Origin of the sequence: Halomonas sp. NyZ770 (genome assembly GCF_020616575.1) — a bacterium.
Taxonomy (GTDB): domain Bacteria; phylum Pseudomonadota; class Gammaproteobacteria; order Pseudomonadales; family Halomonadaceae; genus Vreelandella; species Vreelandella hamiltonii.
In genome coordinates this window covers 2,675,678-2,693,171 of the sequence record NZ_CP085143.1, presented here as the reverse complement: position 1 = coordinate 2,693,171, position 17,494 = coordinate 2,675,678, and the positions used below count along the sequence as shown (strand labels likewise).

The 17,494-nt window shown below is 61.4% G+C and carries 16 protein-coding genes; 14 read left to right on the top strand and 2 right to left on the bottom strand.

The annotated features are described in order from the left end of the window. The first annotated feature begins 26 nt into the window (after nt 1–26). The 11 genes from LG409_RS12460 (at nt 27) to LG409_RS12410 (ending at nt 13,769) form a co-directional block, all read left to right on the top strand. Nucleotides 27–284: a metal-sensing transcriptional repressor gene (locus LG409_RS12460; RefSeq protein ID WP_227406802.1), complete on the top strand. Its 258-nt coding sequence runs from the start codon at nt 27–29 to the stop codon at nt 282–284. Between the two features lie 9 nt (nt 285–293). After that, the gene (locus LG409_RS12455; RefSeq protein ID WP_227406801.1) at nt 294–1,604 is read left to right on the top strand and encodes an MFS transporter; all 1,311 of its coding nucleotides are present in this window, start codon (nt 294–296) and stop codon (nt 1,602–1,604) included. Between the two features lie 232 nt (nt 1,605–1,836). Further along, complete coding sequence (locus LG409_RS12450; RefSeq protein WP_446719076.1) at nt 1,837–2,841, top strand: cation diffusion facilitator family transporter; 1,005 nt, start codon at nt 1,837–1,839, stop codon at nt 2,839–2,841. Continuing rightward, complete coding sequence (locus LG409_RS12445; protein ID WP_446719075.1) at nt 2,804–3,265, top strand: ArsR/SmtB family transcription factor; 462 nt, start codon at nt 2,804–2,806, stop codon at nt 3,263–3,265. The genes LG409_RS12450 and LG409_RS12445 overlap by 38 nt, the downstream gene beginning before the upstream one ends. A 252-nt stretch (nt 3,266–3,517) precedes the next feature. Beyond that, nucleotides 3,518–4,084, top strand: coding sequence for a DUF4148 domain-containing protein (locus tag LG409_RS12440; RefSeq protein WP_227406799.1), 567 nt, complete (start codon nt 3,518–3,520; stop codon nt 4,082–4,084). A gap of 175 nt (nt 4,085–4,259) precedes the next feature. Then, nucleotides 4,260–6,938 (top strand): heavy metal translocating P-type ATPase, encoded by a 2,679-nt coding sequence (locus LG409_RS12435; RefSeq protein ID WP_227406798.1) that lies wholly within the window; start codon nt 4,260–4,262, stop codon nt 6,936–6,938. Nucleotides 6,939–7,190: 252 nt separating this feature from the next. Beyond that, entirely contained in the window at nt 7,191–8,456 is a 1,266-nt protein-coding gene (locus LG409_RS12430; RefSeq protein WP_319799322.1) for an efflux RND transporter periplasmic adaptor subunit, read from the top strand. Further along, the gene (locus LG409_RS12425) at nt 8,453–11,629 is read left to right on the top strand and encodes an efflux RND transporter permease subunit (RefSeq protein WP_227406797.1); all 3,177 of its coding nucleotides are present in this window, start codon (nt 8,453–8,455) and stop codon (nt 11,627–11,629) included. Before LG409_RS12430 ends, LG409_RS12425 begins: the two co-directional genes overlap by 4 nt. A gap of 16 nt (nt 11,630–11,645) precedes the next feature. Next, complete coding sequence (locus LG409_RS12420; RefSeq protein ID WP_227406796.1) at nt 11,646–13,151, top strand: efflux transporter outer membrane subunit; 1,506 nt, start codon at nt 11,646–11,648, stop codon at nt 13,149–13,151. Nucleotides 13,152–13,201: 50 nt separating this feature from the next. Further along, the gene (locus LG409_RS12415; RefSeq protein ID WP_227406795.1) at nt 13,202–13,576 is read left to right on the top strand and encodes a MerR family transcriptional regulator; all 375 of its coding nucleotides are present in this window, start codon (nt 13,202–13,204) and stop codon (nt 13,574–13,576) included. A gap of 28 nt (nt 13,577–13,604) precedes the next feature. Continuing rightward, nucleotides 13,605–13,769 carry a rubredoxin gene (locus LG409_RS12410; protein WP_264477574.1) on the top strand — a complete coding sequence of 55 codons (165 nt, stop codon included), beginning with the start codon at nt 13,605–13,607 and terminating at the stop codon, nt 13,767–13,769. A 48-nt stretch (nt 13,770–13,817) separates the two neighbouring features. Here LG409_RS12410 and LG409_RS12405 read toward each other — a convergent pair whose 3' ends face one another. Next, nucleotides 13,818–14,294, bottom strand: coding sequence for a c-type cytochrome (locus LG409_RS12405; RefSeq protein WP_227406794.1), 477 nt, complete (start codon nt 14,292–14,294; stop codon nt 13,818–13,820). A gap of 251 nt (nt 14,295–14,545) precedes the next feature. Between LG409_RS12405 and copM the strand changes: the two genes are divergently transcribed. From copM to kdsA, 3 genes are all read left to right on the top strand, one after another. Beyond that, nucleotides 14,546–15,241, top strand: a complete 696-nt coding sequence (gene copM, locus LG409_RS12400; protein WP_227406793.1) for a CopM family metallochaperone — start codon at nt 14,546–14,548, stop codon at nt 15,239–15,241. Between the two features lie 10 nt (nt 15,242–15,251). Beyond that, nucleotides 15,252–15,518, top strand: a complete 267-nt coding sequence (locus tag LG409_RS12395) for a glutaredoxin family protein (protein ID WP_227406792.1) — start codon at nt 15,252–15,254, stop codon at nt 15,516–15,518. A 162-nt stretch (nt 15,519–15,680) separates the two neighbouring features. After that, nucleotides 15,681–16,553 (top strand): 3-deoxy-8-phosphooctulonate synthase, encoded by an 873-nt coding sequence (kdsA, locus tag LG409_RS12390; RefSeq protein WP_227406791.1) that lies wholly within the window; start codon nt 15,681–15,683, stop codon nt 16,551–16,553. A gap of 16 nt (nt 16,554–16,569) precedes the next feature. Here the strand turns inward: kdsA and LG409_RS12385 are convergent, their stop codons facing one another. Next, nucleotides 16,570–17,445: a DMT family transporter gene (locus tag LG409_RS12385; protein WP_227406790.1), complete on the bottom strand. Its 876-nt coding sequence runs from the start codon at nt 17,443–17,445 to the stop codon at nt 16,570–16,572. Nucleotides 17,446–17,494 lie beyond the last annotated feature (49 nt).

Below are 17,494 nucleotides of genomic sequence, written 5' to 3'. Positions count from 1 at the left end.
CCCCCCCAGGGGGATAGAATTTCCACATGGAAAAGACGCTCAAACACTCCACCCATCCCGATCTTGTGAAGCGGCTGAAACGCGCTGAGGGCCATCTTCGGCATGTCATAGGGATGATCGAAGGTGGGGAATCCTGCCTCGACATCGCCCGCCAGCTCGCGGCGGTGGAAAGCGCGGTGACGGCGGCAAAGCGCGTCCTGATCCACGACCACATCGACCACTGCCTGGTTCATGACGACGACTCCGTTCTGGCTGAAATGAAAGCGCTGACCAAGCTGCTCTGAGGTCATACGATGCTCAACGTCCTGAAAAACCGCACCTACCGCCACCTGTTCACCGCCCAGGTGATCGCGCTCGTCGGCACGGGCCTGATGACGGTGGCGCTCGGCCTGCTTGCCTATGAGCTGGCCGGGGCGGATGCCGGCGCGGTGCTCGGGACGGCGCTGGCCATCAAGATGCTCGCCTACGTCGGGGTCGCGCCGATCGCGCAGGCCTTCGCCGACCGGCTCCCGCGGCGGTCGTTGCTCGTAGCGCTAGACCTCGTGCGAGCGGCTGTCGCGCTGTGCCTGCCCTTCGTCACCGAGGTCTGGCAGATCTATCTGCTGATCTTCGTCCTGCAGGCGGCGTCCGCCGGCTTCACGCCGACCTTCCAGGCCACCATCCCGGACATCCTTCCCGACGAAGAGGACTACACGAAGGCGCTGTCGCTGTCCCGGCTGGCCTACGACCTGGAAAGCCTGGTTTCCCCGATGCTGGCCGCCGCGCTGCTGACTGTCATCAGCTTCCACAACCTGTTTGCGGGAACGGTGCTCGGCTTCCTCGTTTCGGCCGCGCTCGTGGTCAGCGTGCGGTTGCCCACGACCGTACCGGGTCCGCGCCGAGGCATCTGGGAGCGCACGACGCGCGGCACGCGCATCTATCTCGCCACACCACGCCTGCGGGGCCTGCTTGCGATCAGCCTGGCCGTCTCGGCGGCGGGCGCCATGGTGATCGTGAACACGGTGGTCCTCGTGAAGGCGCGCTTCGGCCTGGGAGAGGTCGAAGTGGCGTGGGCGCTGGCGGCGTTCGGAGGCGGCTCGATGGTGGCCGCCTTCGTCCTGCCGTCCCTGCTGGAGAAGGTGGCCGACCGGCCTGCGATGCTCACCGGTGCTGCGGTGCTGGTCATGGGGACGGCGATCGGCGCACTAGTGCCGAGCTACGCCCTGTTGCTGCCGCTGTGGCTGGTGATCGGCTTTGGCTACAGCGTGGCGCAAACACCATCCGGTCGTCTTCTGCGCCGCTCGGCCCACGCCGAGGACCGTCCTGCGATCTTCGCGGCGCACTTCGCGCTGTCGCACGCCTGCTGGCTCATCTGCTATCCGCTGGCTGGCCGCTTCGGTGCGGCCATGGGACTGCAATCGACCTTCGTCCTCATGTCCCTGATCGGCCTGGCCGGCGTGGGGCTGGCGCTGAAGTTGTGGCCCACCAGCGACCCGTCCGACCTGACCCATGACCATCCAAACCTGCCGGCGGATCACCCTCATTTGCGCACGCACGCGGATCAGGGCAGACATCATCATCCGCTGATCGTGGACGATCTGCACCGGGTCTGGCCGAGAGGATAGGCCTCTTCTCGGCAATGGCAGCACACCGGGCTATCTTGTCGCGGCGCTGCAACGCATCCGCCACGAACACTGGTATGGCTAAATAAAACACTTCACATGAGCATGTGTTCATGTGTTATATTTCCTCGCGTAGTCAAAATTTAACTTGCCCGAGGCTCCCATGTCCCACTCCCACTCTCACTCACATGACCATGGTCACGATCACGACCATGATCACAGCCATGTCCCAACTGTGACCAGCGCCAACCAGCGCAAGATTCTCATTTCCTTCGTGCTGATCTTCACCTTCATGATCGTGGAGGCGGTGGGCGGCGTGATTTCCGGCTCGCTGGCGCTGCTGGCCGATGCGGGCCACATGCTGACCGATGCGATGGCGCTGGCCTTGGCCTATGCGGCGTTCCGGTTCGGCAGCCGCGCCGCAGACAGCAAGCGCACCTTTGGCTATCTGCGCTTCGAGGTGCTTGCCGGCTTCATCAACGCCGTCACGCTCTTCGCCATCGTTGCCTGGATCGTCTATGAAGCATGGGAGCGGCTGCAAGCGCCCCCCGTCATCCTGGCCGGCCCCATGATGATCGTCGCCGTGCTGGGATTGCTGATAAACCTGCTCGTGCTGTGGATCATGACACGCGGCGATACCGAGCACGTCAACGTGAAAGGTGCCATCCTGCATGTGATGGGAGACCTGTTGGGCTCGGTGGGAGCAATCCTCGCTGCGGTCATCATCTATGTCACAGGTTGGACGCCCATCGACCCCATCCTGTCCGTTCTAGTGGCGGCGCTGATCCTGCGCAGCGCCTGGAAGCTGCTGGCCAAGTCGATCCACATCCTGCTGGAAGGGGCTCCCGAGGACGCTACACCGGAGAAAGTGGAGCAAGGCCTGGTGGGTGCTGTGCCGGGTCTGGCGGCTGTCAGCCACATCCATGTATGGCAGCTCACCTCCGGCCGGACGATGGCGACGTTGCAAATTCGTCCAACCCTGGATGAGGAAGCCAGGGTGGTGGCCAGGCTCGTCAAACAAAGGCTGCAAGAGCAGTTCAGCATAGAACATGCCACTGTAGAGATCGACTGGAATGCGGATGCCGACCAAGAGGTCTGCAGTCTGCGGCCAAGCGTCGAGCGCCACGGCGATGGCCACAGCCATCACGACGGCCATGGTCACGATCACGGTCACAACCACAGCCATGACCACGGCGACGACCATGACCACCATCACGCCGCGACAAGCCACAAGCATTGAGGCCATGCCAAGCGGATCACCATCTACTGGAGGGTTTGAATCTATGACAGCCCAAAAAACTACCAGCCCCGACACTTCACAAAGCTGTGCAACCACAGGCCACGGCGCTGCCATTGACCCTTTGGCACTTTCGCAAAGTGACGTTGCGGTTCTGGCCGAGACCTTTCGCCTGTTGGGTGACCAATCGCGGTTGAAGATTTTGCTCCATTGCATGCGCGGATCGGTCGCTGTGGGAGATATCGCCGACTCGCTCGATCTGTCGCAATCCTTGGTCAGCCACCATCTCAGGTTGTTGCGTGGCGCGCGTCTCGTGCGCGGCGAACGCCAGTCAAAGCACATCTTTTACGGCATCGCGGATCAGCACGTCAGCCAGGTGCTTCAGGACATGGCTTCCCACATTTCCGAGGATAGATCCGACGATTGACTGAGTGTGCAAATGTGTGCGGCACGCTCTGGCAAGGGGCGTGCCGTTTTTTTTGGTGGTCAATATCAGGGTTGAGGTCAGAGCCCTTCGTCGCTTTGCCTGAAACTGAGGTCTTGCCCCAGAACAGAAAAGACCTATCCGTATCTTCAAATAAACAATTGAACATATCTTCATGTGTGTTATCATTCGGCTATGGATCAACCGAAGGAGGCGTGAGCACCACGCCATTGTTTGTAACGTCAAGGAGTATTGATGATGTCCAAGAAATTTCACGTCGCAGTTCTGCTTTCCGCCTTCGTTGCGGCTGGTGCAGGCGCCCAACCCTTCGACGCGGGTGTTTCGCGCGCGGAAGTCAACGCTGACCTGGCGGCGTGGAAGCAGGCTGGACTGGATAAGCTTTCTGGGGGAGACGCCGGGCCTGACACTTTCAGCCCGGAATACCGCCAAGCTTACAAAAACTACCTGCAACTTCGTCTGGGAGCCGACTACCGTGAGCCCACCGCTTTGACGAGAGATCAGGTGCGTGCCGACCTGGCGCTGTGGAAGCGTGCCGGCCTGGACAAACTCGAACGCGGCGACGGCGGCGCCGACACGTTCGGCTCGCAATACCGCGCGGCATACAACACCTATCGCCACTTGCGCGACGGCGAGCAGTATCAGCAGGAGGTGGGGCTGACGCGAGCCGAGGTTCAAGCCGATCTGGCTGCATGGAAACGCGCCGGGCTGGATCGGTTCTGGGCTGGGGATCAAACCCCCGACACATCCAGCCCTGCATACCGTGTCGCCTTCCAGAACTACCTGCAACAGCGCCAGAACTGAGAGGACGTGCGCCGTACACCATAACTATCGGGGATCGCAGCCAAAAGGACGAACACGTCTTTTTTTCTTACCTAACACATGAACGTATGTCGATATGTTTGTTATTGGTAAAGCGGCCAGATCGGTCTGCGGCGCATTCCACCGTGTGAGGTATTCGGAGAAATTGGAGATCGATATGTCTTTGGAAAAAATAGACCGTAGCGAAGAAGCTGGGGAACACCTCGGCTTTCGCGTTGAAGGGATGGACTGCGCGAGCTGCGTCGGCAAGATCGAGACGGCCCTTGGCCGCCTCGACGGCCTGTCGGACGTGCAGGTCAATTTTGCGAGCGAGACGCTCACCTTGAGGCGCGAACCGCACAGCCGCGCGACTAAGCGGGATATCGCCAAGAAAATCCGGTCCCTGGGCTTCGACGTGCAGGAACTGCCCGCGTCCGAAGTGTCCCCGTCGCCCGTACCGCGCCAGGCGGCCCACGCGCATGACCATGGGCATGCTCACGACCACGGGCACAATCATGGGCACGGAAAGGCATGCGGTGATGACCACGGACACGACCACAAGCATAACCACAGCCACGAGCACGGAGCCTGCAGCGGGCATGACCACGCGGCGGCTGCTCCTGCCACCCGTACTGCACCCAGCACGCCACCCAACGTCTCCATGCGCGTCGAAGGCATGGACTGCGCCAGTTGCGTCGGCAAGATCGAAACGGCCCTCGCGCGCATGGCCGGCGTGTCCGACGCACGCATCAACTTCACCGCCGAGACGCTGGAGCTGACGCTCGTGTCCGGCGCCTCCACGCAGCTCGGCGACATCGAGAAGACTATCAAGAGCCTCGGTTTCGGGGTCTCCGATGTACGCCGTCATGACGGCTCTGATGCCGGCGCAGCGTCTGTCCCAGCCACTAGCGTTCAGGACCGCCGCTGGTGGCAGACGAAAAAAGGCAAGCATGTGATCGGATTGGGTGCGCTGATGGCTTCGGCCTATGCCATGACCCTGTTGCTGCCACTCTACGGCGAATGGATATTCGCTGCCGCCGTGATTGCGGGTGTCATGCCGTTTGCGCGCAAAGCGTTAGCGCTGGCGAAATCTGGTTCGCCTTTCTCCATTGAAACTCTGATGTCCGTCGCAGCGGTTGGTGCGCTGTTCATCGGTGAGGCTGAAGAGGCAGCGGCAGTGGTCTTCCTGTTCTCGGTTGGTGAGCTGTTGGAAAGCGTTGCCGCCGGTCGTGCCAGAGCCGGTATCAAGGCACTGGCATCACTGGTCCCCAAGACAGCGGTGCTGCTCGACCCTAATGGAGGCCAGCGTACCGTCCCGGCCGCCTCGCTGAAGGTCAATGACACTGTATTGGTCAGGCCCGGCGACCGAGTACCTGCCGATGGAGAAATCCTGCGTGGCGAATCCAGCCTCGATGAGTCGCCGATCACGGGAGAATCCGTGCCGCGTCAGAAGGCTGCTGGCAACACTGTTTTCGCCGGCTCGATCAACGTCGACGGTGTGCTGGAAGTCCGGGTGGAAAAGGCCGCGTCGGACAACACCATCTCGCGCATTATCCAACTGGTTGAACAGGCGCAATCCTCCAAGGCCCCCACGGCACGCTTCATCGAGAAGTTCAGCCGCTACTACACCCCAGCGGTGATGGCGATTGCCGCGCTGATCGTGGTGGTGCCTCCGTTGGCCATGGGAGGTGACTGGAGCACCTGGCTGTACCGTGGCCTGGCTCTTCTGTTGATTGCCTGCCCCTGCGCGCTGGTGCTCTCCACTCCGGCGGCGATTGCCTCGGGTCTTGCGGTTGCGACACGTCGAGGGCTGCTGATCAAAGGTGGCAACGCGTTGGAAACCATTGGCCGAGTCCGTTCCATCGCCTTCGACAAAACCGGCACGCTGACCGAGGGCAAGCCGCGCGTGACCGAGGTAGTTCCTTTTGGTCAGCTCAGGCAAAAGCAGGTGCTGGCGCTGGCCGCAGCCGTCGAGTCCGGGTCGAATCACCCACTGGCCAAGGCTATCGTCGTCCATGCCGAAAGCACGGATACGGTCATTCCCAAAGCATCGGAGGCATCAGCGATTGCCGGCAAAGCGGTGCGAGCTACTGTGGACGGCAAGATGCTGGCAGTGGGCTCCCCATCCCATGCGGGTCAGGTAGCTACGCTGTCGGCCCAGCAGCGTAAGGAAATCGAAGCGCTGGAGAACAGCGGCAAGACCGTTGCGGTTCTGTTCGACGAGCGTAGCAAGGAGACTCTGGGACTGCTTGCGTTGCGCGATGAGCCGCGCCGCGATGCACGCGAAGGTGTCGCTCAGCTCAAGGCCATGGGCGTTCGCTCCGTGATGCTCACGGGCGACAACCAGCGTACCGCACAAGCCATTGCCGACAGCCTGGGAATCGACTGGAAGGCCGAGCTGCTGCCGCAGGACAAGCTGGATCTGGTCAACAACATGAAGCGCGATGCCAAGGTGGCCATGGTCGGCGACGGTATCAATGACGCGCCGGCTCTGGCGACTGCCGACGTGGGTATCGCCATGGGTGGCGGTACGGACGTGGCCTTGGAAACCGCAGATGCGGCGCTGCTCAAGAGCCGCGTGACGGACGTGGCGCACTTGGTAGCGCTGTCACGCGCCACCATGGCGAACATCCATCAAAACGTGGTGTTTGCACTTGGCCTCAAGGGCTTGTTTCTGGTCACCACCGTGTTCGGCATGACGGGCCTGTGGGTCGCGGTTCTGGCCGATACCGGCGCTACAGCGCTGGTCACGCTCAATGCGCTGCGCCTGCTGAGGTTCAAGGGCGCCCAAAGTGTGGACGACGACCGCGACACCGGCCATCCGACACGCTCGCCTCAGCCACAGGCTGCGCACTGACGGCAGCGGCTGGACATAGGTCTGCATTGCTAAGCCAGTGTGCCGCATGTGCGCCGGAGGTGCCGATTCTCGTGACGTTGAGATTCGATGCCTCCGGCTTTCGCCATCACAAGGTCAACGGCGGAGGTCAGGGAAGCCGGGAAGTTTTTTCCTCGCAGGGGCTTGACCTTCCAATTATTGAAACCTCTAGAGTCCTCACCAACGCCGCACAGTGGTCTTGAGGCGGAGCACACAGCAAGGGTCATTATCATCATGCAAAAGAAAATTGGAGTAATTCTGCTGGCGGTGGCAATCGTCGCTGGCGTGGGCATTGCCGTTGTCAGCCGCAACGCATCCAACAATGAAGGGCCGGCTGCAGGCGGGCCTCCCGGCGCAATGGCGCCTCGGGTGCCGGTGGCCGAGGTGATCGTGCGCACCATGACACCGACGGTTGAGTTCACGGGCTACCTCGCCGCACCTGAAACGGTGGAGCTACGTTCGCGCGTCGGGGGCGCCATCGACGCGGTCAGCGTCCCTGAAGGCAGTTTGGTCAACAAGGGCCAGTTGCTGTTCCAGATTGATCCGCGCCCCTTCCAGGTCGCTCTCGACACCGCTCAGGCACAACTGCACCAGGCCGAAGTGCTGACAGCCCAGGCGCAAAGCGATTTCGAGCGTGCCGAGCGGCTGGTATCCACCGGTGCGGTATCGCGCAAGACATACGACGATGCTGTCTCCGCACGGAATGCACGACAGGCGCAGGTCCAGGCGGCAAAAGCCGCCGTGGCTGCCGCCCGGCTCGATCTGTCCTATGCGCGGGTGACCGCACCGATCGCAGGCCGGGTGGATCGCATGCTGGTGACCGAGGGCAATCTGGTCAGCGGTGGTGGCGCGGGCGCGGCAACGCTGCTCACGACCATTGTTTCGGTAGACCCGATGTACGTTTATTTCGACATTGACGAAGGCACCTATCTCAACCATATCGGCAATGCACGCCCTGACGCTGCCAAGCCAGAAAGCAGCGCCTTGGCCGTCCAGGTCGGCCTGGGCAAGGACAATAATTTTTCGTTCCAGGGCACGCTGGATTTTGTCGGTAACCAGGTCGATCGGGGCACAGGCACTGTCCGCGCCAGGGCAATCGTACCCAATCCAGACGGTTATCTGACGCCCGGCATGTTTGCGCGGGCCAGACTTGCTACAGGCACTGCGCGCCAGACCATTCTGATTGACGATCAGGCCGTCGGCAGTGACCAGGATCGCAACTATGTACTGGTGGTCGATGCTGAAAGCACGGCGCAATACCGGCCTATCCAACTTGGGCCGATGCGCGACGGGCTGCGTGTCGTCGAGAGCGGACTGAATGAAGGTGAACAGATCGTCCTCAAGGGGCTGGTGCGCCCCGGTATGCCCATCACGCCGAATGTCGTGCCAATGCAGCAGTCCACTGGCGCTGGCGACTCAAGCGACGCAGCGGTTGATGCGGAGCACTCTGACAGTCCGGCGGCTGATACCCGTCCTGGTGAGGAGGAGTCCCGCTCATGAGATTCCCTCATTTCTTCATCAACCGACCGATCTTCGCCGTCGTGCTCTCAGTGCTGATGCTGATTGCCGGCGCGATGACCGTGTTCCAGCTCCCCCTGAGCGAGTATCCCTCGGTTACCCCGCCCACAGTGCAAGTGACCGCCAGCTATCCGGGCGCCAATCCGCAGGTGATCGCTGATACGGTGGCCGCGCCGTTGGAGCAGGCAGTCAACGGCGTCGAAGGCATGATTTACATGGCCTCTCAGACGGCGACTGACGGCCAGATGGTGCTGACCATTTCGTTCGAGCAAGGTGTCGACCCCGACCTTGCCCAGATTCAGGTACAGAACCGCGTATCGCGGGCACTGCCGCGCCTTCCCGAGGAAGTGCAACGCATCGGGGTCGTTACCGAAAAAACCTCGCCCGACATTCTGATGGTTGTGCATATGCTCTCGCCGGGCAACCAGTACGACCCGCTCTATGTCTCCAACTACTCGATGTTGCATGTGCGAGACGAACTCGCACGACTGCCAGGCATTGCCAACGTGATCATCGGCGGTGAAGGCGAGTACGCCATGCGCGTCTGGCTCGATCCGACCAAAGTCGCTGCACGCGGTTTGACGGCAGGCGATGTGGTCGCGGCCATTCGCGAGCAGAACGTGGAAGTGGTTGCCGGCTCCGTGGGCCAGCAGCCCGATGCGTCGTCTGCCTTTCAGGTCAGCGTCAGTGCAATGGGACGATTGACCACCGAAGAGCAGTTTGGCGACATCGTTGTGAATGTCAGCGAGCAAGGCGCAGTGACAAGGCTGCGCGACGTGGCGCGCTTGCAGATGGGTGCCGACAACTATGCAATGCGTGGCTTGCTCGACGGCGAAAACGCGGTGGGCCTGAAAATCCTGACGAGTCCCGGCGCCAACGCATTGGACACCTCCGATGCGGTGCGAGCCACCATGGAGCGGTTGCAAGCGGATTTCCCCCAGGGACTGGAGTACCGCATTGCCTACGATCCCACGGTCTTCGTGCGTGCCTCGCTCAAGTCCGTGACGATGACGCTGCTTGAGGCCACGCTGCTGGTGGTACTCGTGGTGGTGCTGTTCCTGCAAACCTGGCGTGCCTCGATTGTGCCGCTGGTGGCAGTGCCGGTCTCCATCGTGGGCACATTCGCGCTCATGCACATGTTCGGTTTCTCGCTGAACACCCTCTCGCTGTTCGGCCTGGTGTTGTCGATAGGCATCGTCGTGGATGATGCGATCGTTGTCGTGGAAAACGTCGAGCGGCATATCCGCATGGGCAAGTCACCCAGGGAAGCGGCACGCGCCGCAATGGATGAAGTGACCAGTCCGATCCTGGCCACCACCGCGGTATTGGCTGCAGTCTTCATTCCCTCGGTCTTCCTGTCGGGACTCCAGGGCGAGTTTTACCGTCAGTTCGCGCTGACGATTGCCATCTCGTCCATCCTGTCGACGATCAACGCTCTGACGCTGTCCCCGGCGCTGTCCGCCGTCCTCCTCAAACCGCATGACGACAAGGCTCCCCGCGACTGGCTGACCCGGCTCATCGACGGCCTGTTCGGCTGGCTGTTCCGTGGCTTCAACCGCTTCTTCGACAAGGCCTCGAATGCCTATACCGGCATGGTGCGTCGCACCGTGCGTCTCAGCAGCATCGTACTGGTGCTCTACGCCGGTTTTCTCGGCCTGACCTGGGTGGGCTTCGACCAGGTTCCCAACGGCTTCGTCCCTGCGCAGGACAAGTACTACCTTGTCGGCATCGCCCAGTTGCCCACTGGTGCCTCGCTGGATCGCACCGAGGCCGTGGTCAAGGAAATGTCGCGGATCGCCATGGACGACCCCGGCGTGGAGACCGTGGTGGCCTTTCCTGGCTTGTCAGTGAACGGCCCTGTCAGCGTGCCGAACTCGGCACTGATGTTCGTCATGCTCAAGCCTTTCGAGGAGCGCCAGGACCCGTCCATGTCGGTGTACGCCGTTCAGGGCCGGCTGATGGGTCAATTCAGCCAGATTCCGGACGGTTTCGTGGGCGTTTTCCCGCCGCCACCCGTACCGGGCCTGGGGGCAATGGGCGGCTTCAAGCTGCAAATTCAGGATCGTGCCAACCTGGGCTCCGACATGCTGGCACAGGTTCAGGGCGAGATCATGGGCAAAGCGATGCAGACGCCGGAATTGGCCAACATGTTGGCCAGCTTCCAGACCAATGCACCTCAGTTGCAGGTAGACATCGACCGTGTGAAGGCCAAGACACAGGGCGTAGCGCTCACCGACATCTTCGAGACGCTACAGGTGAACCTCGGCTCCCTTTACGTAAACGATTTCAACCGCTTTGGGCGCTCTTATCGCGTCATGGCGCAGGCTGATGCACCGTTCCGTATGCAAGCAGAGGATATCGGTCAGCTCCAGGTGCGCAATGCAGCTGGGGAGATGATTCCGTTGAGCACCCTGATCCAGATCAAGCGAAACTCCGGCCCCGATCGAGTGATGCACTACAACAGCTTTCCATCGGCTGACATCAGCGGCGGTCCGGCGCCCGGCTACTCATCGGGTCAGGCTACCGACGCCATCGAGCAGATCGTGCGCGACACACTGCCGCCAGGAATGACCTACGAATGGACCGACCTGACTTATCAGGAAAAGTCGGCGGGCAACGCGGCAATGTACGTCTTCCCGCTAGCCGTACTGCTGGCCTTCCTGGCTCTGGCTGCACAGTACAACAGTTGGTCGCTGCCCTTCGCGGTGCTGCTGATCGCACCGATGGCATTGCTGTCGGCCATCGTGGGCGTGTGGCTCGCAGGCGGCGATAACAACATCTTCACGCAGATCGGCTTCGTGGTGCTGGTAGGACTGGCCGCCAAGAACGCCATCCTGATCGTGGAGTTCGCCCGCACCAAAGAGGATGACGGCGTCGATCCGCTGGCGGCTGTGCTCGAAGCTGCACGCCTGCGTCTGCGTCCGATCCTGATGACATCGCTTGCCTTTATTGCTGGCGTGGTTCCCCTGGTGCTGGCCTCCGGTGCCGGTGCGGAAATGCGTCACGCCATGGGCGTCGCCGTGTTCGCCGGCATGCTGGGGGTAACGCTATTTGGCCTGGTGCTGACGCCAGTGTTCTATGTCGTCGTGCGCAAGCTCGTTTTGCGCAAAGAGAAGCGCAAGGGGCAACAAGCAGCGATCGAGACGCATGCGTGAAAGTCTGGAGAACACTATGAAAACATCTATTGAAGTCCCAGGCGCATTGAAGAAACTGTCGCTCATTGCACTGGCCGCAGCACTCGCGGGCTGCTCCCTGTCGCCCAGGTACGAACGTCCCCAGGCGCCGATCGCTGTCAGCTATCCCACGGGATCAGCCTACGAACAGGCGACGCCGGCCGACGCCGATCAGGTGCTCACGGCAGACATCGGCTGGCGCGACTTCTTTCGCGACCCGCTGTTGCAGCAGTTGATAGAGCTCTCGCTGGAGAGCAACCGGGATCTGCAAATGGCCGCCCTGAACGTGGAGGCGGCGCGTGCAATGTATCGCATACAGCGCGCCGATCTACTGCCAAGCCTGGACGTCGCCGGCGGCAGTGTGGCCGAACGACTGCCCGCTGATATCAGTCCCACAGAAGCCACCCAAATCAACCGCCGCTACGACGTGGCCGGGGTGGCGACAGCGTGGGAACTGGATCTCTGGGGCCGCATCCGCAACCTCAGCGACCGAGCCTTGGCATCCTATCTGGCTCTCGATGAAACCCGCGTCGCCGCACAGATGAGCCTGGTATCCGAGGTAGCCATCGCCTATCTCACGCTGCGCGCGGATCAGGCGCTACTGAGTCTGACCAGCGATACCCTGGCCACACAGAAGCGCTCATACGAACTGACGGCTCAATTGGTGGAAGCAGGCAGCGCCACGCAACTCGACCTGCGCCTCGCGGAGATTTCACTGCGTACCGCCGAGGCCAACCATGCGGTTTATACCCGACAGGCAGCCAGCGACCGCAACGCCCTGGTACTGCTGTTGGGCCAACCGCTGACGACGGAACTGTCGCAGCAACTGGATGCGGCCACAACGCTGCCTGATGGCATCGTGCCAACCAGCCTGCCGAGCGGACTGCCTTCGGAGTTGCTCGTGCGCCGACCGGATATCCGCGCCGCCGAGCAGATGCTGCTTGGTGCCAACGCCAATATCGGCGCGGCACGGGCCGCTTTCTTTCCGACAATTAGCCTCACGGGTTCGGCAGGCACGGCCAGCGCATCGCTCGATGGCCTCTTCTATTCGGGCTCGCGGGCCTGGAGCTTCCTGCCACAGATCACGCTGCCCATATTCCGGGGAGGTGCGCTGCAAGCCAACCTTGACATGGCGCAGGTGCAAAAGCGCATCGATATCACCAACTACGAAAAGGCCATCCAGGTGGCCTTCAGCGAGGTCGCCGATGGGCTGGCGGGCCAGCGTACGCTCGATGATCAGATCCGCTCGGAGCAGCTATTGGTGGCAGCCAGCCAGAGCGCCTACGAATTGGCCGAACAGCGCTTCAAGGAAGGCATGGATGACAATCTCACCTTGCTCGACGCGCAGCGCACGCTGTACGGCACGCAGCAGACCTTGGTGCGCACGCGCCTGGCGCGGCTGAATAACCTCATCAACCTGTACAAGGCGCTGGGGGGTGGCTGGATCGAGCACACGATGCAATCGGGCAGCAGCGTGCAGCAGCCCACCCAGTCACCGGGATGAGGGCCGACGCGCAACGGTGGGCGAACCCACCGTTGCGCGTGGAGAGCGGAATGAGGATTGGCGAACTTGCGCGCTTGACCGGCTCGTCCCCGGAGAACATCAGGTTCTACGAAAGGGAGGGTTTGTTGCCCGCTCCCGAACGATCCAGCAACAACTACCGACAGTACGGGCAGGCTCATGTCGAGCGACTTCACCAGATTTGCAGTTATCGCGCACTGGGCATCGGGTTGGATGAAATGCGCAGCCTCCTGGATTGGGCACATAACGACACCGCCGAGTCTGATCTGTTTGAGCAAGCTCTCCAGGAACACCTCGCTAGGATCGAAGAGCGCATCGAGCAACTGACGCAGTTAAAGGAGCACCTGCTTGCACTGCGTGAGCGGCGTACCCCACGTCCTCATAAGTACCTTCGCCGTTGGTGTTAATACGTACTCCGAGAGGGAGAGAATAAGCATGAAAACCTGGATGTGCCTGATCTGCGGCTGGGTCTATGATGAAGAAGCAGGCTTGCCCGAAGAAGGCATCGCGCCTGGTACACGCTGGGAAGATGTTCCGCCAAACTGGGTCTGTCCCGAATGTGGCGCACGCAAGGAAGATTTCGAGCTGATTGAGATCTGATGGCTCTACGATGATTGCCGAATCCTGGCCTCGCGTCCTCCCACCTGACTAAGGCAATGTATTCCCCTTTCCCTGCAAGGGCGGAACCGGTGACTTGTGCATGATGTAGCGGGCAATGACGCTGATTTCTTCCTTGGTCAGCATGCCCGAGGTTCCCCAATTGTGTATATCCCCCATGCCGTAGGTGATGAAGGTATTGAGAGCGGCCTCGCCGCGAGCCTGGGTAATATCCGGCGTCAGCGGCTTGCCGGTTGCACCCTCGCGCAGTGCGCCGTGACAGACGACACAATGTTGGAAGTAGATATCGGTACCGAGTTGGAACTCCGCTTCGGTCATATCCGGCGCCCCGGGCGTCGCCACCATGCGCACTGGGCCTGAATCCGTCTCTGTGACCGCATTGCGCTCGGCGCTGCCCTCAGGGCTCGAGGGCTGCCGTTTCTCATCGGCCAGGGCGAGCCCGCTACTCAGGGCCGCAACAGCTACCACAACCGCCAATGGTTTGCAGAGCCAGGTTTTCTCATTCATATCGCATCCTCAAAATCCGCTGTTGCTCGAATGTCATTAGAGATGGCTAGTAGCTATGCCTAGTCCACCGGTGCAAGCCTATGGTTTGTCATCGTTGCAATGTCAAGCCGCGTCAACAGCGATGGAGTGCTAGGGGATTTGTCGCGGGCTGTTCCAGAGCAATCTGCCTTCCCCGGCACTACGAAGGGCTTGACCTTCCAACCATGGGAAGCAATACAGTGGCCCCATCAACCCAACTCAAGGAGTTTTTCATGAGGGTCAACAAGTTCAGCCTCTTGTTTATTGCGGCAGCGGTAGTGGCCGCAGGTGGCCTGATGGCCGTCCAGAAGAACCTGGAGCCGTCCAGCGCATCGGCACAACACAGTGCAAGCGGCGGGCATCAGGGGCACGCGATGCCTTCGGCTTCCGCCAACGACAGCCCCTCCACGACCGCGTACCGCGCCGTGAACGATCAGATGCACGCCGGGATGGGGGCAGAGCTCACCGGCAACGCCGACGTCGATTTCATGCAAGGCATGATTCCGCATCACCAAGGCGCGATCGACATGGCCAAGGTCGCCTTGCAATACGGAAAGGATCAAGAAGTCCGCACGCTGGCCCAGGAAGTCATCTCCGCGCAAGAAGGCGAGATCGCGATGATGAATGCGTGGCTGGCCGAACACGGCGATCAGGCAACCGCCAGCAGCTCGGGCGATGCTTCCATGGCCGCCTATCGTGCCGGCAACGACCGCATGCACGCAGACATGATGATCGACTTCACGGGCGACGCCGATGTGGACTTCATGCGCGGCATGATTCCGCATCACCAGGGCGCGATCGACATGGCCAAGGTGGTGCTGCAATACGGTCAGGATGCGCAGGTTCGCCAGCTTGCCGAAGAGGTGATCCGCGCCCAGGAGGGTGAGATCGTCATGATGAAGGAGTGGCTTGCCGCTCGGGACAAGTAAAGGAATGAACATGACTCAAGCCAATACCCCGCATGTCCTCATCTACAGCACTCCGACCTGCCCGGATTGTCGGGCGCTGAAGGAATGGCTGACCCAACAGGGCATCGCATTTGAAGAGCGCGACCTGACCGATCCGAAGATTGCCGAAGAGGCCAAATCACGGACTGGCGTTCGCGTAGCTCCTATCACGATCGTCGGCAATGAAGTCTTCTATGGCACCTTCGCGAGCCAGAAGCCGGGGCTGATGAAGGCACTCGGCCTTTCAGGGAGCCGCTGAAGGAGGATCAGGGTCACGGGCGAAGCCGCCGGCGTGGACTTCGGCTAGACCCTGTAAGCGCAGTTGCAGACACGCCTGAACGACCGTGAACCATTCTTCAGCCGAGGACGCTCCGCGCTTTCGCCCCCCCCCCCGGTCGTTGACATCACGAGAAGAAACCTCATGCGATCAGCATCTTCAGCTTCCTCCCTGCGCGTCGCCATTTCCGAGGACATCACGGTCGCCAACGACCTGCCGTTCGTCCTGTTCGGCGGCATCAACGTCATCGAGGATCTCGATACGACCCTGGCTGCGGCCGAGCACTTTGCGGAAGTGACACGCAAGCTGGGGATACCCTTCGTTTTCAAGGCCTCGTTCGACAAGGCCAATCGCTCGTCGATCCATTCTTTCCGAGGCGTCGGCCTGGATAAAGGTCTGCGGATTCTCGATGCGGTCAAGTCGCGGTTCGGATGTCCGGTATTGACCGACGTGCATGAGGTTGATCAGGCCACGCAGGTCGCTGCCGTTGCCGATGTGCTGCAGGTTCCGGCGTTCCTGGCCCGGCAGACCGATCTGGTGGTAGCCATCGCACGCACCGGGCGCGTGGTGAACATCAAGAAACCGCAGTTCCTCAGCCCTAGCCAGATCAGGCATGTCGTCCACAAACTGCACGAGGCCGGCAACCAGCGCGTTCTGTTGTGCGAGCGCGGCGCGCAGTTCGGCTACGACAATCTCGTCGTGGACATGCTGGGTTTCCGCGAAATGAGCGTAGCCAGCGGTGGCCTGCCGCTGGTGTTCGACGTTACCCATAGCCTGCAACGCCGGGAAGCCGGTGCAGTGGCTTCGGGCGGACGTCGCCATCAGTTGCCCGAACTCGCGCGGGCCGGCATGGCGGTCGGCATTGGCGGTTTGTTCCTCGAAGCGCACGCCGACCCGGCGCATGCACGCTGCGATGGCCCCAGCGCACTGCCGCTGGATGCGCTCGAACCGCTTTTGCGGCAGGTCAAGGCGGTGGACAAACTCGTCAAGTCGTTCGAGCCTCTTTGGATCGACTGAAAGGAACTGCGCGGCGCTAGGTGCTGCGCTTTGCGGTCTGGATCAGCACCACGCCGCCGAGGATCAGGGCCAATGCAAGCACCTCGATGCCAGTGACGCGCTCGCCCACCATGGCACCGATGATGACGGCGACGACCGGGGCGATGTAGGTCGCACCAGAGGCACGCACTGGCCCGAGCTTCTGGATGATGTAGTAGTAGATCAGGAATGCCCCACCGGTACCCAGCATGCCCAGCCCGATGATCGCGCCCAGCATGGCATGAACATCCGCCGAGATCGCCATGATGCCGTGAAGGTCGGTGATTACCAGCAAAGTCAGCACCGCCAGCCCTGTCTGCCACGTGGCCAGTGCCAACGGCGACAGGCCCAAGGGGGAGAGGTAGCGCCGCGCATAGACGAAGGACGCGCCAAGACTGAACGTCCCGGCCATCATCCAAAACACCCCGAGCAGCGAAACACCATGCGATCCCTCCCACGGGCGCGCGCTCAGGACGATTCCGACAAAGCCCAAGGCGATGCCTGCGGCCATGCGCCGGGTCGGACGCTCTTCGCGTAGGAACAGGAAGGCACACAAGAACGTGAAGATGGGGATGGAACCGCTCAGCAAGCCAGCGATGCTCGTGGGCAGCAAGGCAGTTCCAGCAACGAAGCCGTAGTAGTAGAAGCTCGTCGCCAGTACCGACATGACTGCGAAATGCGGCAGCACACGCCACTGATCGCGGGTAATGACCTTGGCCCGCCAAGCCATGACTGCCAGCGGCAAGAAGCCAAAGAAAGCACGCATGAACACCGTCTGCATAGGGGAAATCAGCTCGGTCGCCCATTTCATGTAGATGAAGTTCGTCCCCCAAATGAGGCCGAGCGCGGCAAGGGCCGCATAAGCGCGAAGCATGGTGTTCCCCCCTGTGGAATAAAGCCTGGAGCGCGCCTCCTTCAAAAAA

What these genes read in the sequence shown, in the direction of transcription:
- LG409_RS12440 (WP_227406799.1), top strand. Translation starts at nt 3,518, where the DNA reads ATGATGTCCAAGAAATTTCACGTCGCAGTTCTGCTTTCCGCCTTCGTT.
- LG409_RS12415 (WP_227406795.1), top strand. Translation starts at nt 13,202, where the DNA reads ATGAGGATTGGCGAACTTGCGCGCTTGACCGGCTCGTCCCCGGAGAAC.
- LG409_RS12460 (WP_227406802.1), top strand. Translation starts at nt 27, where the DNA reads ATGGAAAAGACGCTCAAACACTCCACCCATCCCGATCTTGTGAAGCGG.
- LG409_RS12445 (WP_446719075.1), top strand. Translation starts at nt 2,804, where the DNA reads ATGACCACCATCACGCCGCGACAAGCCACAAGCATTGAGGCCATGCCA.
- LG409_RS12410 (WP_264477574.1), top strand. Translation starts at nt 13,605, where the DNA reads ATGAAAACCTGGATGTGCCTGATCTGCGGCTGGGTCTATGATGAAGAA.
- LG409_RS12430 (WP_319799322.1), top strand. Translation starts at nt 7,191, where the DNA reads ATGCAAAAGAAAATTGGAGTAATTCTGCTGGCGGTGGCAATCGTCGCT.
- LG409_RS12405 (WP_227406794.1), bottom strand. Translation starts at nt 14,294, where the DNA reads ATGAATGAGAAAACCTGGCTCTGCAAACCATTGGCGGTTGTGGTAGCT.
- LG409_RS12420 (WP_227406796.1), top strand. Translation starts at nt 11,646, where the DNA reads ATGAAAACATCTATTGAAGTCCCAGGCGCATTGAAGAAACTGTCGCTC.
- kdsA (WP_227406791.1), top strand. Translation starts at nt 15,681, where the DNA reads ATGCGATCAGCATCTTCAGCTTCCTCCCTGCGCGTCGCCATTTCCGAG.
- LG409_RS12385 (WP_227406790.1), bottom strand. Translation starts at nt 17,445, where the DNA reads ATGCTTCGCGCTTATGCGGCCCTTGCCGCGCTCGGCCTCATTTGGGGG.
- LG409_RS12395 (WP_227406792.1), top strand. Translation starts at nt 15,252, where the DNA reads ATGACTCAAGCCAATACCCCGCATGTCCTCATCTACAGCACTCCGACC.
- LG409_RS12425 (WP_227406797.1), top strand. Translation starts at nt 8,453, where the DNA reads ATGAGATTCCCTCATTTCTTCATCAACCGACCGATCTTCGCCGTCGTG.
- LG409_RS12455 (WP_227406801.1), top strand. Translation starts at nt 294, where the DNA reads ATGCTCAACGTCCTGAAAAACCGCACCTACCGCCACCTGTTCACCGCC.
- LG409_RS12435 (WP_227406798.1), top strand. Translation starts at nt 4,260, where the DNA reads ATGTCTTTGGAAAAAATAGACCGTAGCGAAGAAGCTGGGGAACACCTC.
- copM (WP_227406793.1), top strand. Translation starts at nt 14,546, where the DNA reads ATGAGGGTCAACAAGTTCAGCCTCTTGTTTATTGCGGCAGCGGTAGTG.